The following is a 17805-nucleotide window of genomic DNA, read 5'->3' as shown; positions in this document are numbered from 1 at the left end:
TTGGCCGAATGTGAAGCTAGGTGAGCTAGACGTTAAATTCCCTGAACTCAACATCGACTGGCCGAATGTGTCTTTGCCAGATTTGATGTTTGCGTTGCCAAAACTGGATCTAAAAGGCTTCAGTGTTGACTTTGATTTACCGAAGTTAGGCCTAGATTGGCCAGATGTTTCCTTGTCTGGCTTATCAGCGAAATTCCCAGATTTGAATATCGATTGGGCGAATTTGTCATTGCCTGAGTTTGTGTTGGCCTTGCCGAAACTCGACCTGCCAAACTTCGATATCAGTCTGTTTGATATCAACTTGCCAGATTTTGCGTTCCCGAACATCGATGTTTCAGGCTTTGATCTAGATTTAGATCTGATGAATTTTGGTTTCTCTATATATGGGGAGATTGGCTTCAGCATCGCCGACATGTTCGAGTTTAGTGGAGATATGGGCTTCTCTAAGATTAATGATGAAATCATTATCTTGGGTGACGATGTATTAGCACTGTTTGGTGTGGGTGACTTCAAGGCAGGCGTCACTGATGGTGATGTAGCCATCTTAATCAAGAAAGATTCAACAGTAGCGTTGGATATTGCTGGTGACCTAGTACTGGAAGGGGCGGGTTTCATTACCGACACTATCTGGGCCGATCGTGCGCGTTTCCAATACAACACCAGCACTATCGATTACAGCGGCGACAACGCACGCACTTTAACCGTGGGGGATCTGAGCAAAGACTTGACCATGGGCGCCGGTGTGGAAGGCTCCCCGTACATGGCGTTGAACGTCTACGGCTTCCGTGCGCAGATCGAAGGCGCTGTTGGCTTGTCCGGTGACTTTAGCTTCACCCGCCAGATGATCAACAGTACCCAAACCATGCTAATGACGGGTACTAACGTTACCGCGTATTTAGGTACCGACGACATTAACGCGAAAGTGTCGAATGCAGATTTAGCCTTGGCTATTTTCAAAGTCGACGCTACTACTACGACCACCGCGATGTACGCTCTAGGTGACGCGGCGCTGGTCGGTGTGACAGATGTAGTGTTAAGCGGCAAGTTCCAGTTTTACTACAACCGCACAGGTTTACAAACCATCGATTTCGGTGGGGAAATTGGCGCGATTGATTATGGGACAACCGAGAACTTCACTTCGTTACGTGCGGCTAATCTAAACGTCAATGTCGCTAACTTCTTTATTGTGACCGGTGGCTTTGCGGTAGAAAGCACCAAGACTACCGTGACCTTGAATGACGGCCAAGAAGTCGAGGTCGACCTATTAACACTGGGTACGGACAATGTGTCTGCGTTCGTGGGTGTGAATGGGGACAGTGCCGATAAACTCGGTTTTGACTTAACCGGCGCGGATATGGCACTGGCGCTGATGACGGATGCGAATAACAGCGAGCGTCAGTGGATGGCGTTGCAGTCCAGTGTGACGAGCGCGGCATTTGTGGGTGTCGATGGGCTGACGGTACAAGCTGAAAGCCTCAATGTCGCCATTAATCGTAACTTGAGCACAAAGGGCGAAGCAGTTGCTCAGCCTGATCTCGTACTTGATACCATTTTGACCTTGAATACCGATCTTGCCGAAGGGGAGTTGGTGTTTGAGTACCTGTCAAAACAAGCATTCGTTGCCGTGGCAGCCAATCGCGCTTCTAGCGTGGTCCGCAATGATATTAAAAACAAGTTAGAAGAACTTCTTACTGCGGCAGGCGTTGCCAACGTGGCCGGTAATATTGTAGTGACTGGTGAAAAAGAAACAGGCTTTACTATTACCTTTGGTGGTGATCTGTCCGGAGTTGATTATTCAGGCTTATTGGTTAGCCATAAGTTACCGATGGTGACAACGAATGTTTCTGAAGTTACCGAAGGTCAAGCAGCGGTTACCAACCAGACCTTTACACCTGTTAGTCAAAACGCGATTTACCACCTTTCTGTAGCAGCGAATGAAGGCAGTCTCACTCTTCGGTATGGTGCTGATAGCGAAAGTGTTGCTTTAACTGCGACACAAACGGATGCAGACCTAATCACCGCATTAACCAGCAAAATCGCCGCACTTGATGGTATCGGTGCCAACAATGTAAAAGTCACAGGCACCCGTGCAGCAGGCTTTGATATTGAGTTTATTGGCGCGTTACAGGGTAAATCCGTCCAAAATTTGAGTGCCAGTCTGGTGTTGCCAAGTTACACAACCAGTACGCAAACAGTGGTTGATGGTGAAGTGGTTGTGACTGGCAGCAGTCAAACCGGTACCAATCTGCGCGAAGTGCAGCGTATAGAGTTCTCTGGCGCTTCAGGCTCATTCCCGAAATACACCTTGACGGTGAATGGTAAAACAACAGGCTCTATCACCTTCTCACCAAGTAGCCCAAGCCACAATGCGACCAAGATCGCGGATGCAATCAACGGTGTTCTCGGCAAAAACTCGGTCACTGTTAAGTTTGACCAGAAGAGTACCGCTGCTGCTCCAGCCTACACGATTACCTTTGGTAGTAAGCTGGCCTACCAAGATATTGCCTTAATTGAAGTGGCATCTAGTAACAATGTGACCGTGACTCTAAAAGGGGTACAGGACGGCAGTAAGGCGACCACCACGGAAACGACTGCCAAGGTCAACGAGGTTCAGAATGTTAAGTTTGCTAGCGATGCGAAGGGCGCTCTAACCCTGTCTTTCTCTGTGGATGGCAAAACTTATACTACGAGCTCCCTAAACTTTGCTGCCACGGCAACGCAGATTGATACCGCTTTGACCAACGCGCTTGGCGGTGATTTTGCCGGTGCAGATATTCAGGTAGAAGCAACATCCGGTAATTGGAAAATCACTTTTGCGGGTGACTTAGCTGGTAAAAATATCGGTGCTATCACCACTAAAGTAGCGCCATTGACAGGTGATGTTGCACTAGAAATGACGCAAGCGGGCTTGGTTCGTACCGAGACCAGCACATCTACCACTCCGGCTGTGGCTGAAGTGCAACAAGTAACGGTGCAATCCGACGCTCAAGGCACATTCACCTTATCGTTAACTCACGCTGGTACGACCTACACTACCTCTGCTTTAGCATTAGCAGATGCTAGCTCCCGTGATATTGAGACCGCATTAGAAACTGCACTGGCTGGTATCACAGGTGCAGCAGTTGATGTATTGGGGCAAGGTGATGGCGTTTGGACAGTCACCTTCGGTGGCACCTTGAAAGGTGTGGATGTAGCGCTACTGGATGTGAACTACGCTTACACCGACGTGACGACTTCTTTGAGTGTTGCACAAAAAGGCGCCGTGGTTGAGCAAGCTGATTTGGTTGCCGATGTGAATCCAAATCTGGTTGTGGACTTTGCTGTTTCTAATCTAGAAGTGACCAGCGGAATTGATAGCACCTTCACGCTAGATATGGATGGTGCTCGTGGTGCGATGACTACCATTTCAGCGAACTTGACCTTAGATGTATTTGGTTTTGTTCAAGTGTCTGGCGGCTTTTATATGGATAAAGCCATCAGCACGGTCAAAGATGCAGATGGTAATGAAGTTGAAGTGGATCAACTGATCGTTGCCGGTGGTGGTGTTGATGCTTTCGCTGGGGTAAATGGTGGTACTGACGACCAAATCGGCCTCGAACTGAAAGAAGCTGACTTTGTTCTAGGTTTGTTCACCGAGCGAGATGCCCAGGGTGAAGCCCGTCAGTGGACGGCATTGCAAGCCAAAGCGACATCGCTTTCACTAGACGGCATAGATCCAATCACCATGTCTGGTTCAGACATTGTGGTGAACGTGAACCGGGCTAGTACCGTAGATGACTCAGTACTGGACTTTGCTGGCGATAATGCCATCACAGCGGAAGTTGTTCCGGGTATTGAAGTGGCCTTGAACCTAGATGGTAGCAAAGGCGAGCTGTTAGAAGTTCAGTCGACCGTGACATTAGATGTAGCAGGTTTCGTTGGTGTCTCTGGTTCATTTGCCTTCTCGAAAACGGGTAAAGGCGCAGACAGTGAACTGCAAGTGATTGGTAATGACACCTCCGCTTATTTGCGTGCTGGCGCGGCCTATGTTGGTGTGTCTGAAGCTGACTTCGGTTTAATCTCCGGTGCCGACGGCTCATTAGCATTCGAGCTAACGAACGGTAAATTCGCTGCTGGTATTGATGGTTTAGGTGGCTTTGGAGCCAATAGCACCATCATCCAATACACCAATGCCTCTACTACGGTCGCTGCGAATACCACTTTAAACATCGCTGATCAGTCTTACACCTTTGCAACTGAAATCGCAGCCAGCTCCGTTGGTTTTGGTGTGAAGGGCTTCAGTGCCAATATCAGTGACTTTGTTTCCTTATCTGGTGATTTTGGTTTCAAAAAATCAGGCGATGATCTGATTGCAGTAGGCAACAAGGTAAGTGCTCGCCTTGCGGCGGATGACAATAATTACCTGTCATTGAGTAATGCAAGTTTTGGTTTGATTACCGGCGGTGGTAGCACCGTGTTTGAAATGAGCCAAGGTTCATTCAGCGCGGCTATTGCTGGATTAGAGCTGGTGAAAGCCAATGAAGTTATTATTCAGTACGCCAACGCGACGGGCTTAGTTGCCAAAGACACCGTAATTGGTGTGGGTGATATTAGCTACACCTTCGGCCAAGCTATTGCGAGCAATACGGTAGCCTTCGGGGTGAAAGGTTTCAGTGCTTCCGTCGCTGACTTCGTCGGTATCAGCGGTGACTTCGGCTTCAAGAAGCAGGGTGCAAATATCATCGCGGTGGGTAATAACACCAGCGCCTTCTTACGTGCCGGTGAGGTTGCCGGCGTTAGCCTAACAAACGCCAAATTCGGCTTGATTGCTGGACAAGGTAAGATGGCCTTCGAAATGTCCGAAGGTAGCTTTGCGGCAAATATCTCCTCCTTGGCTTCAGTAACAGCGGATAGTGTGTTTATTCAATACACTAATGCGACGACTAGTGTGGCGGCTGATACCAGTGTTTCTGTAGGTTCCATTGAATACACCTTTAGTGAAGCGATTGCTGCGAATACTGTGGCGTTCGCCGTAAAAGGTCTTAACGCCAATGTGGCAGACTTTGTCACCTTAAGCGGTGACATGGGCTTCAAAAAGTCTGGTCAAAATATCATCGCGGTTGGTAATAACGTCAGCGCCAGTCTAGATGCTGGTGTGGTGGCATCCGTGTCAGTAACGGGTGCAAGCTTCGGTTTGATTTATACCGGAGCAGAAACCGCCTTTGAATTATCGAATGGCGCTTTTGCTGCCAATGTTGCCAATCTAGCAAGCGTTTCTGCGCAACGCGTGTTCGTTCAGTATACGTCAGCGAATACCAGCATTACCTATGGCCGTAAGATTGCCGTGGGTACGACCGAATATACCTTTAGTGATGACATTGCTGCCGATACCATTGCCTTCGCTGTGAAGGGCTTCAAAGCCGATGTGGCAAGTTTTGTCACCTTAAGTGGTGATTTAGGCTTTAAGAAATCCGGTGATGACATCATTGCGGTGGGTAATGATGTGTCTGCCTTCCTCGGGGTAGATGGTGTGGCTAGCCTATCCCTAACCGAAGCAGACTTCGGTTTGCTGGTGGGGGGTGATCAGATGGCCTTTGAGCTGCAAAATGGTCAGTTAGATGCCCAAATTGCTGGTATGTCCTTGCTACCGTTTGACTCCGTGGCAGTTCAATATACCAATGCCAATACCTCCATATCGAAAGGGCAAACCATTGCCGTGGGTGATATTGAGTACGCTTTCAGTCAGGACATCGCGGCAGATACGGTTGCCTTTGCGGTATACGGCTTCAACGTCAACCTAGCCAATAGTGTGGTTCTTAAAGGTGACTTTGGTTTTGGTAAAACGGGCTCAGAATTTTATGCCGTTGGTAATAAGGTTACGGCGGCAATCGATGTGGGCGCGGCCTACGTACGCCTAGAAAATGCCGATATCGGCGCAGTCTGGACGTCCAGCGGTTATGGCATTGAAACCAAAAATGGTTCTTTCGCTGCAGGTATTGAATACCTAGCGGATATCAGTGCGACTTCTGCGTTATTTAAATACACCTACGGTACGCCAAATATCGTCGCTGGTCGCGAAATCAACTTGGGTGGTGTGAAGTACCTCTTTGCCACTGGGTTGGTTGGTAAAGATGGCGAGCATCAAGCTGGCATCGATGTAAAAGGCTTGAAAGCGAATATCTTTGATGTGATTTCGATTTCCGGTGATATTGCCTTCTTCGCAGAAGCTGGTAACTTGAAGGCGGTCGGTGCCGACTTCAATTTAGCCTTTGAACTGGGTAATGACTTTGAGGCGTCAATTAAGAACGCCGACTTCAATTTGAGCTACGGTCAGCAATTGAGCTTTGATATCGAAGGGGATTTAACCCTTTCGGCATTTGATTTCTTAGATCTTACTTACCACGTTGATCTTTCCCAAGACTTCTTCAATGTTACCTTGGACGATGGTTCTCAGGCGACGGTCGCCTTAATGACCTTTGCTCAAGAAGACATTGATTTCTTCGCCGGAGCCAATGGTGTTGGTTTTGGTATCGAAGATGCCTCCCTTGGTTTAGGGGTAGCGATTCAACTAACCGACCCCGAGCAGTTCTGGGTAAGTGCGAAAGCAACCTCATCGAAAGTCGGCTTTGAGGGTGTGGATATTCTTGAAGTGAGTGCCGAGCAGATGGAAGTCGTGATCAATACGTCTTCTAAAAATGGTCGTTCCATCGACTACTCGGTAGCGCCACTAACATTGAGCTCTGGCCTTGGTGTTCGTCTGACTGATCAAGAAGTGGGTGGTGGCGATACCACTGATATCGTCTTTGATATGAAAGGCGAGACCATCAAGGTAGCCGGTAATCTGAAGGTTGATTTACTGTCGGTCATGGCCGTTGAGGGTGCTTTTGCCTTCGAGAAAAGTGTTACCACAGTGACTCTTAAAGATGCATCAGAGGTGGAGGTGAATGCACTTACTTTTACCGCAGAAGATGCCACCGGTTTCGTGGGCTTCGGCTACGACACAGAGGATGAGTTTGGCTTCAAAGCCACTGGCGTTGATTTTGGTCTAGGTATGTTTGTTGACCGGAATAACGTCAACCGCCAATGGACTATGATGCAAGGCAGTGTGGATAAGTTTGGTTTTGTTGGGGTAGACGGCCTCAAGTTGGATGCCAACAACTTGAACATGTCCTACTACAAACTACCTACGGATATGGTGCAGATCGATCTCGACAAGACCGATATTTCCTTCGGTGATCTCACGATGGACTTCAATCCAGGTAACTTATCACCTGGTAAAGGTAGTGTATTTACATTCGACGCCACCTTCGATATCGATGTATTTGGTGTGGTGAAAACCGAAGATGACTTCTCTTTGGTACTCGAATTCGACACCTTAGTACTCAGTGATGGCACCATTGAAGATGTCACCTATTTCACTTTCGCCTACACCGATTTAGATATTTTCGCGGGTGTTGGTTCCCGTGATGACGGTGTTGGTCTCGCAGTAGATGATCTTGATGTGGCGATGGCGCTGGTATTTAGCCCATTTAGCTCTGAATACTGGGTGACGGTGCAAGGCAGTACCGAATTCGCTGGGATGGTCGGTGTACCTGGTGTCGAGTTGTCGGTGGATAAAGCACAGGTATTGATCAATACCGCAGACTCTAAAGGGCGTACTATTGATTACTCGGCCAAGAATCTAGTGATTCCAACTGGCTTGGGTGGTAATTACGGCGGTATCAGTGGCAGCGTTGGTGGTGATGGTTCATCCGTTACCCTTGATCTTGATGGTTCCGTTGGTGAGGTGATTCGTGTCGACCTCCAAGGTGCTTTGTTCTCAATCGAGAGCTTCGTGCATCTATCTGGGGATATCTCGTTTGCCATGGGATCTGAAACCGGTATGGTGCTGGATGGAGCGGGCCCAGCTGGCGCGTTAAAAGATACCTCTAACTTTGATTACATCTCCGTTATGGGAGCGAATCTAAAAGCCTTCGTGGGTGTAGGGACGCCTTACTTTGGCGAGGGTGAGTCCGATTCAGTAGGTTTGTACGCCTCTGGTGTTGATTTTGCCTACGCGAACTTCAGCAATGACGACTACAAATTCAATACGCTGAAACTCGATATCGCCACCGCAGGTCTAGTTGGGATGGATGGAGTGGTGGAAGCCACGCTATCTGGCGTGAGTGTGGCCATGAACCGTGGTCAAGAAAAAAGTGGTATTGCGAAGCCAACTATTGATTACATTGCCTCATTCGGAGACAAAGGACTTGAGCTGTCCACCTTAGGTGGCGATACCATCGCGTTGGATTTTGATCAGTCATTAGATATTGCAGCCCGTGTAGAAGATGCGCATTTAATGCTTGCAGGCTTCTTGGAGTTAGATGGTTCAATCGCCTTCAGCAAAGGCACCACATACGAATTGGTAGCAGTGAACTCCGGCATTTTGTCAGATTTCGGTGCCCCGGAAACCATGATTCACGATATCGATGTGATGACCATCGGTGGTTATAACCTGACTGGTTTTGCCGGTGTCGGTGGTTCTGATGATGGCGTCGGGGTGAAGCTTGGCAGCACTACATTTGGTGTTGCTGTGATGAAAGCTTCTGGCTTTGCCGGTCTTGCGCTTCCTGATAGCGTCAAGGAGGCGATGCCAACCTATATTGCTGCAAAAGCAACGGTAGCGTCTGCAGAGTTGATTGGGATGGATCCAATCCTCGATGCCAAAGTGGAAGGTGTAGAGATCAACATCAACACGTCTGTTACTAAGTTGGTACCGCCTAACGCTTCCTTGCTAGTGCCAATGCCTTATGTTGATTTTACCAACATGCTGAATACCAATCCTCTGACAGGAAACTGGGGGGATGAAGGCCTAGTTATCGACACAGGTAATGATGACAACCCGGTTTACTTGGACTTTGGTGAAGAAATTATCCAAGCGAAAATCGAGTACTTCGAGGGTGATATTGCTGGAGTCATGCAAGCTGCTGGCTCTATGGCCTTCACTAAGCGTGGTTCAGAAACGGTTACCCTAACTAACGGTGAAACTCGTACCGTAAATTCACTCGCTGTGGGTATGAGCAATGTCTATGGCTTCTATGGTATCGGCGGGTACTGGGAAGAGAACCCTGCCACTGGTCGTGTTGATGGCTCCGTTAAAGATGCCAATGCGTTCGGTTTAGCGATCGAGAACCTCAATGTGGGTGCGGTGTTTATGTTCGACACCAATCCTACTAACCCTGCGACCTATGCGGCGGTTCAAGCCAATTTAGATAAAGGTGGTTTAGTTGGCATTGACGGTGTGACTGCCGAGATTACGGATACTTTCTTTAATCTGAACCAGACCATTAGCGGTGATGGCGCTGTGGTTGATTTCTCTAAATCCACTTATCAGCTCACCGAAGATGGCCCTGAACTTTCTGGCTACCGTATTGAAACCGGTAATGATGCCAACTCTATTATTTTGGATTTCAACGAGCGCCTAGTGCAGCTGCAAGGCGAGGCAGAAATCAATGTCTTTGAACTGCTGAAGCTAGATGGTGTATTTGAGCTAAAAATCACCGATGAAGGTTTGACTCTGTTTGTTGATGCGGCGGCTCAGATTGGTCCAGATGGCTTTGGGCTAAATGTAGAACGTGCTCAGGCATTGATGATCATCAATGCCCAAGGCATTGCGACCCGGGCGCTATTAGAAAATGCCTCAATCGGCTTTGGCGATGTGGCGCAGTTGACCGTCGAGGAGATGGAGTTTGTTCTTAACGCCACTGGTGAAGTGCAAACCTACGAGGTGCCAGAAGCATTCCAATCTCGTGTAGGTGCCAGCACCATTGAAATTTCTAACATTCCACCAAATCAGACTGAGCCACAAGACTTCTATATGTCGCTAGAAGGCGAAGGTAATCTCAGCCTATTAGGTGGTGCGATGACCATGGATGGTGGTTTCTCCATCCTGTTGAGTACCGAGCGCACCGAACTTAACGTCAATATGACCACGAGTTTGCCATTGCTTAAACCTGTCTCTGTTGCGGGCACCCTAGGGTTTGCAACCGGCGATAATGCCGGCTTGTACGGGGCGCTACAACTTGGTGCACCTGGCGGTTCTACGATTATTGATGCAGGTGCCTTCTCTATTAGTGCCTATGCATTGATGCAAATTAATACCACCGGTGCGGCACAAAACGTACGTGCATTGAAACTCGACGCTAATGGCAATGTGGTTAACGGCGAATACGAAACCGTGGCGATTGATGCCTCGACATTGCGTATCTCCGGCTCTGGTGAAGTGAATATTGCTGACGACGCCATCATTCTTACCGGTAGCATGGACTTATTGATTGATAAGACCGGTATGCAAGCGGCGCTGGACATGGCGCTAGACCTAGGTGCCTTTGGAGAGTTGAAGTTTGAAGGTGCTGCGGCGATTACCGAAGATCGTTTTGCTCTTCGCGCTGCGACGAAAGTGGACTTGGGTATTGCTGCAATTGGTATCAGTGCCGATGCGGTGCTGCAAATTAACACGGGCTCTGACGACTACACGACGTTGAACGGCCATATCATTAAAGGGAATACCGCCTTTGATCTAGACTTAGACGGTAAGATCAAGCTATTGGCTTTTGATGCTGAATTTAAAGGCGGCATGAGCCTGATTGATGACGTCTTTGAGATTCGCTTAGATAAGGCCTCTCTCGACTTCTTTGGTTTTATTGAAGTAAATGTAAGTGGTTACTTACGCTCCGACGGTGACTTTATGATTAAAGGCTCCGTTGATATGACCGTGGATATGGAGATCATCGTGCTGCGTGCCGGTATGTCCATGACCTTCAGTAATGAGATGTTTGCCGCCAGCGTCTATGGCTCATTAGATATCAATATCGATCTAGGTTTCTTTGAGATCAATGAAACCCTAGCGGGCTTTAGTGGCGAGATCGAAATGACCGCTGCCAGTGCCTCGTTGGAAGCGAAAGTCACTATCGCCGGCCTAAGTGTATCTGGCGGTTACTCATGGAGCTGGGGGGCGCCACCAGTGATCACTCACCAAATCGGTGATGTGTTGTATCTACACATGGGGGATACCGTAGATCGCTATGGTGATAGCGGTGGCAAGCTGTATGGTGATATTTACCACGAATCCTACCGTATTGAATCAGCCTACGATGAAGACAGCAATGGTGTCATTACTTATCGTCCGGGCGAAGTGACTGTCAGTGCCTTGGGTGTGACTTCTTCTCACTCTGGCGTGAAACGTATTGTTGCTACGGGAGGTAAAGGTAACGATACCATTTACGTTGGCGAAGGCGTGGATGCGCTGTTGGACTTCGATGGTGGTATCGGTAACGATACCTTTATGATTTTGGGTGGTGCTGCGGGCTCTATCATCCGTGGTGGTGAAGGTAATGATACCTTTATCAGTGGTGCCGTGAGCGGTATTAAATACCGTGGCGATAAAGGTAATGATAACTACCGTGGTGGTGCTGGTGCGTCTGACATCAACATGGGTGAAGGCAAAAACGTCATCGTTGCGGGGACTGGCGACGATACCATCCGTATTGAGAACTCGACCTCAACCGAGTTAACCCTATTGGGTGGCAATAATACCATTTCAGCTGATTTATTCGGCAGCTTGGATATTAAAGGTGGATCAGGGGCGGATACTCTGACGCTGGATACCTTTACTTCTACGGAAGCATTGAAGCTACAAAACTATGGTTTCTTCTATAAAGATCGCCTGATTAAGTTTGATGATGCCCTCGATACGATCGTCATCAACGATGCGAGTGTTGGCACCACTTTATTGCGCTCTGACAGTGGTTACACGTGGGGTAGCGTTGGTCTGAAATTAACGACCAAAGGCAAATTGGATGTCACCAATGCGGTACTGACATCACCAACAGGCTATTTCAATATTCAAGCGGTGGGCGTGATTGGTGAACTGACTACGACGCTAGACCGCTTTACACTCGTCAACACTGGTACCAGCGCGGATAGCAAAGGGGTGGTGATCCGTGAAACGGACAGCTTAACCATCTTAGATGGCGATCGCGGCAGCAAGGGTGGCTTGTATGCCGCCGCTGGTGACATCGACATTCAATTAGCGGCGAAAGAAGCGCTCTTTGACCTAGCTAGCGGGGTGTTGGAAGTTGTTGGTGGCGGTGACTTGACCCTCTTCGCAGACGATGTGGACTTCAGCTCCGGTGCCAACAAAGTCAAAGGCACAGGAGATCTGACTATCCGTGCCATGACGGCAACACAGAACTACGCCATTGGTAGTGCAGGTCAGTCTACTTATGGAACCGACTTCTCGTCACGCGGTGCCACCAGTTATATGGAACTGGGCATGACGGATCTGTCTGCCTTACGCAATGGCTTTAACATCATCAATATTGGCCACAATGCGGATGGCGTGATCATGTATGTGGGTGATGTGAATGACGCCCTGATTGGTACTCGCCAGTTTAGCGCTCGCTTTGAAGACCAAGCGAAATTAACTGCAAATCGCATTAACATTGTCGGTGACGTGCAATCTACCGAGCGACTTACTCTTGATGCGCGCTTGATGGAAGTGTTGCGCAACAATATTCATGATCCAATGGGCTCACCTAACTCGGGCATTAGTGCGCGTGAGACCATCATCAATTTGGAAGAGCAACTGGTTGTTTCTGGCTGGATTTCTGGTCAGAGTCTGGTGGATATTAATATTAATGGGTCTACCGGTGATGATGTCATCGTTGGTTATGGTGCAGAAGTTAACTCTCTAACCGGCGATAAAGGCAGTGCGATTTATGTCACTGCCGATAACGGTAGATTGAGCATCGATACTTCTGCTTCAATCATCTCCGCAAGTGCAATTTATGCAAATGGCACAGGCGCCAATATCGACGTTACTGCCGATACCGGTATCGTGCTTCTTGAAGTCGGCTTTGTTGGAGCGGAAGGGGCTAACGCCACTGTAAACTTAAATTCAACCGAATACTTGCATGTTAACTCTGGCGCTTCGGTCGTCGTTGGTGCCAAAGAACAAAATGATAACTGGGAAATTAGTGCTACCGGTACTAAGGTCAACTTCAATACCGACGGAGAAATGCGCATCAGTGGCTTTATTGCCACTGGTGGCGAAATGGCATTCAACTACGGTGAGACCTTCAATGATTATGCCAGCTACTTTGATACCATTCCTGGCAAGGTAATTACCCGTGATAGCAGCGCAAATGATGCGATCGTCACGGCGCTGAAAGCTGGGCAAATACCAGACTCATTGAAGACGATCTTCGCCAATGCGGACATCAACTTGGTTGATGGTGCAACGGTGACGTCAATTGCTAACTACACACCATTTAGTGCTTTGTCAGAAGAAGCGCAGCAAGCGGTAGCGACCAGTTTAGGCTACACCTTCTACAAAGATGGTGCGTTCTACGATGCAGCTGCGAATAAGATTTATGCCGAGCTGACACAAGGTACCGTTAGCGAAACTACGCAAACAAGTGCGGCGGCTGCAGCGGGTTACAGCAAACTCTCCGGAACCTATTACTACAACCCGACGACGGGTAAGTTAGTCAATAACCTGATTCAAGGTGAGTCGGCAGATTACAGCAATAGTACTATTGATTGGGCTGCTTACGGGGTCAGTGCGCCTGCTACGAGTGCGACTTTTGCAAGCCTATCCGATGCTCAAAAGGTGGCTGTCGCCACGTCACTTGGTTATAGCGTAGAGCCTACCGTTGAGTACGATCGCATTACTCCTACTGGGGAGGCAGATGACAAACGTTCAACCTTTGGCGCCTACTATTTCAGCGGTACTGCGTCTTGGGGCAAAGATGGGGCACCGGCGGCCGATGCCTTGTTGTCTGAGTTAACCATCAATCAGAAGATTGATGCAGCGAAATACTTAGGTTACTTCCCGGATTACGATGTTCGTGAAATCAACTGGGGAATATTGGATACACCGGATGCGGATACCGTATTTGAGCGGCTAAGTGCGGCTCAGAAAGAGCGTGTTGCCGCTGTGCTGGGATACAAGTCCACCGTAACCGGTTACTACTACACCAACCTCGGTGCTGCTGATCCATCGAAACGGGTGGTAACAGAGTTTACTCAAGGTGTGGTGACTGATTACCAAAATAAAGATATTTTCTGGGGTGACCTGGCTCCTGCTAGCAACGCCTCGTTTGCCAGCTTAACCGCTGCGCAGAAGCAGATAGTCGCTGCTAGCCTAGGTTACGATACCTTAACCGGTACGAATTACTACAATGCCAATGCGGTATTGGGTGAACAGGTGAAAGCAGGCTTCCTGACCGGCGGCAGCACCTATGATTACAACATTGTTGACTGGGGCGGCGTCGGTGCGCCAGCAGACGAGTTTGCTTCATTTGAATCATTGAACTTCTCTCAACGTCAATTTGTTGCCGAGTCTAATGGTTTTGAATTATACGGTGAGGGCGTTTACTACAACGCCAATGCGGAAGACGGTGAACAAATTCGTACTGCCTTCGCCCAAGGTGATGACTACACCGCGTCTGATCTGAAATGGGGTGATGCAGGTCAACCAGCTGCGGATGCAGCGTGGGCGGATCTGAGTGTGGCACAACAAGATGTGGTCCTGAAATCCCTAGAGTACATCCGTTTTGACGGTCAGGTGTGGCAAAAAGGTGGCGAGCTATTCCTGACCTTGGTTCAGGGCGAGCAAGACGCTGAGACTACACTAGAAAATTACGATTACTTAAACTCAAAAGTGTCTTGGACACAGGTGGAGATTCCTTCGGTCAACGAAGAGACCGGAAAACTACCTACTTTTGATGAGCTATCTTCCGCACAGCAAGCGATCGTGCTGGAGGCCATGGGGTTAGATTGGTACCAAACTGCTGTGTACTACAAATCCGCACCAGATGCGGATCTGTTCCAAGAGCACATTATGTCTACCTTCGTGGTAGATCAGCATTACACCAATGCAGCGCTACCTAGCACCGTAGCGGGAGCCAAAGAAACCCGTTGGCTAATCAATAATGGTAGCGAGCAGTACATGGTATACGCCGCAGACGATACCAACGATGGCACCATTGATGAGATTCAAATTCAAGAACCCCATGAGTTAGTTGGCCAGCGCGGTTACGGTTTCTTGATGAATGGTACCTTGCTGAGTCTCGCGGATAATCAAGGTATAGAGATCACGGGTGAAAAAGATGTCATCGTGCGCGGTAACATCGACTTACGTGGCCAGAATGCTGACCTAACCTTGCAATCCGACACCTGGGTGTACTTTGAAGGTCAAGCTGTAGTGGCTGGCGATATCACCTTAGTAGGTGGTATCGAGTTAGATGGTACCAATATCAAAGGTGCGAACGGTGATGGCGTAAGCTTGTTTGTTCACGAAACCAGCACCCTAAATACACTTTCTAGTGGTTCTAAAATTACCCTAGGTGCAGGACAAGATGCTCTAGTCTATGGTGCAGTAGTTGCCGGTGGCAGTATCGGCAATACGGGCGTGACTTGGAATGGCGGTGACTCTGAAGTCAATATCACAGCCGGTGAGTCTGTCTTTATCGATTCTGCGGTTGCGGCAAGTAAACGTGTAAGCGTAGTAACGACCGGTGTCGCTGATACCGGCGAGCTAGCTGTCAAAGTCACCTCAGCGGGTGGTTTAACAGCAGCGGGTATTACAGCCGCTAAGACTGGTGGTGAAGTCGTCGTCAACGCCAATGGCAATGTTGAGCTGGTGGGCAATATCATCGCTGGCGGCCACACTGTCTTTACCGAAAACGGCTCTGAAGTGCAGTGGTTTGATGAGAAATCTGCGATCAACCTGAGCGCTACTGGCCAGTTGTTCCTAGGCGGTAGTGCAGAAACCCAAGAGGGCGGCACTGTTGAAATCGGTGGTACCTTCCGTGCCAACCAGACCATTACTCTAAGTGGTGGAAATGGACGAGACGGTGATGGCATTGGCGTGAAAATGCTGGGTGGCACACGCGTAGCCACCGCAAATGATGACGGCGTTATCAACATTTCCTCGACCAAAGATGCTGAGCTATTTGGCCTGATTGTTGCGGGCGGTGAGATCAACGACAAATACGATAGTCGCGGTCAATTCCTTGGCACCTTGCGCGAATACGGGGATGGTGCGTCTCAAATTACTGTTGAAGCAACAGAAGGTCAGGTACGCCTAGGGCGTGATTTATTTGCCGGTAGCTTGATTGATGTACGTGGTGGCGTTGAGGCGAAAGCCAGTGTCGATGCCTTTGCTGATCAAGGCATTGTGGTGTACAGCACCAGTACCCTAACCACCGGACAAGAAAACTCCACTATCAATCTAAGTTCAGCCGGTGACCTTACCGTATTGGCGGCTGCATGGAAAAATGATGTGCTTGCTGACCAGTTCACTGAATTTGCCAAAGGCGATATCAGTGCTGATGTGACCTTGGATATTGAGATCAATCTGGGTACCCATACTGTTCGCGATACGGTAACGATTAATAAATCGGCCACAGCGGACAATAACGGTATCACCACGTTGATGGCAGATATCAAAGCGGCCCTATACGCGAAAGACTTCAAAGTTACTGACTCACCAACTGGTACACCAGCAGAGGGCACAACACAGAAAATCACCGAAGATCATCTAGGTATCCGTCTAGAAGACGGACGCTATATGTTCACCAGCTTCTATGATTTCACCTTGCACTCTGAAAATAGCGTCAATGCAGATCTGCTTGGCTTCACCCAGTTGGCAACTGGCGCTGCGGCCGCGACGGGCTCCTATGCCATCGATGCGAGCCAGAAAGGCTCTGAAGTTAATCTAGGTAAAGCTGGCGCAACCGGCGGTAAAGTGACCGTGAATAACCACATTGTGGGTTACAACGGTATTAACTTCCTCTCTGGTAACTCTGGCTCCGGTTTAGAGCTAACGGCGTTTGGTACTCTTGAAACCCGTAGCGGCAACATCGAATTGAATCCGGTTGGGGATTCGGAGCTACGTGGTAGTTTGATCGCGGCTGGTGAAGACGCGGACATCATTATTAACGCCAGTCGCTCGATTCAAATTTACGGTGACTTAACCGCAGATCGTGACATTATCATCAATGCTGGTACCGTCGTTGAGCAAGGCGTAGAGTCCATCGTGACCCATTCCTCGTCTGAGTTCCAGTCAACGGGTGATTCTGGCCGTATCCGTATTACTGGCCTAAATGACGTCACGCTAAATTCGAGCATTGGTCAAAATAATGCCGGCTTGACTGAAGTAACGGCGATTGCCCAGTCTGGTCTACTAACCCTAGCGAAGGAAGCCGGTAATATTGAAACCGGTAGCTTGTTGACCCTCAAAGGGGACGACGTACGCATTGAGGGCGTGTTGACTAGCACCCGTTCAACCGAATCCTTGTTAGATTACGAAGTACAAATCCTAGCAAACGACGATATTTATTTGTCTGGTGACTTCAGTCTAGCGGGTTCTATTCTAGTTAAAGCCGGTGGCGACCTAGCGGTTACCAACGTCGGTATCGGTGCTACTGCAACCGATCAGCGTATGACCATGCAAGCCAGCGGCAATGTGACCATGGGTAACGTGGCGCCAACAGCGGGTGATACGCAATCCTATGGCGTGGTACTGGTTGCGGACCGTGCGCTGGATGTGGTTGCCGGGGGATCGTTGATGCTTGGTGCAGATGCTTTCTTGTACACGGCCGCAGACAATAGCGCATTGAAACTGAAAGCCAACACCATGTCCCTAGTGGGTAGCATCAAAGCGGGTGCGACTTACAACTTCGATACGAATACAGCAAGCTGGTCTGGTAATGATGCTGTTCTTGATCTGAAATCAGATCGTGCCATTTATATGGGTGGCAAAGGTCTAAATGGTACTTA

The 17805-nt window shown here is 48.9% G+C and carries 1 protein-coding gene (cut by a window edge); it reads left to right on the top strand.

Features of this window, described 5'->3' with window-relative positions; all coding sequences use genetic code 11:
* Positions 1–17805, top strand: part of the annotated coding region (locus FJM67_RS17555; RefSeq protein WP_181161511.1) for a beta strand repeat-containing protein (this coding region is incomplete at both ends). Its footprint extends 15743 nt past the window's final position; 17805 of its 33548 annotated nt are in view.

This window comes from Maribrevibacterium harenarium (genome assembly GCF_006385675.1).
GTDB lineage: Bacteria > Pseudomonadota > Gammaproteobacteria > Pseudomonadales > Marinomonadaceae > Marinomonas > Marinomonas harenarium.
The sequence above is the reverse complement of the archived record's forward strand: the minus strand, read 5'-3'. Positions and strand labels throughout refer to the sequence as shown.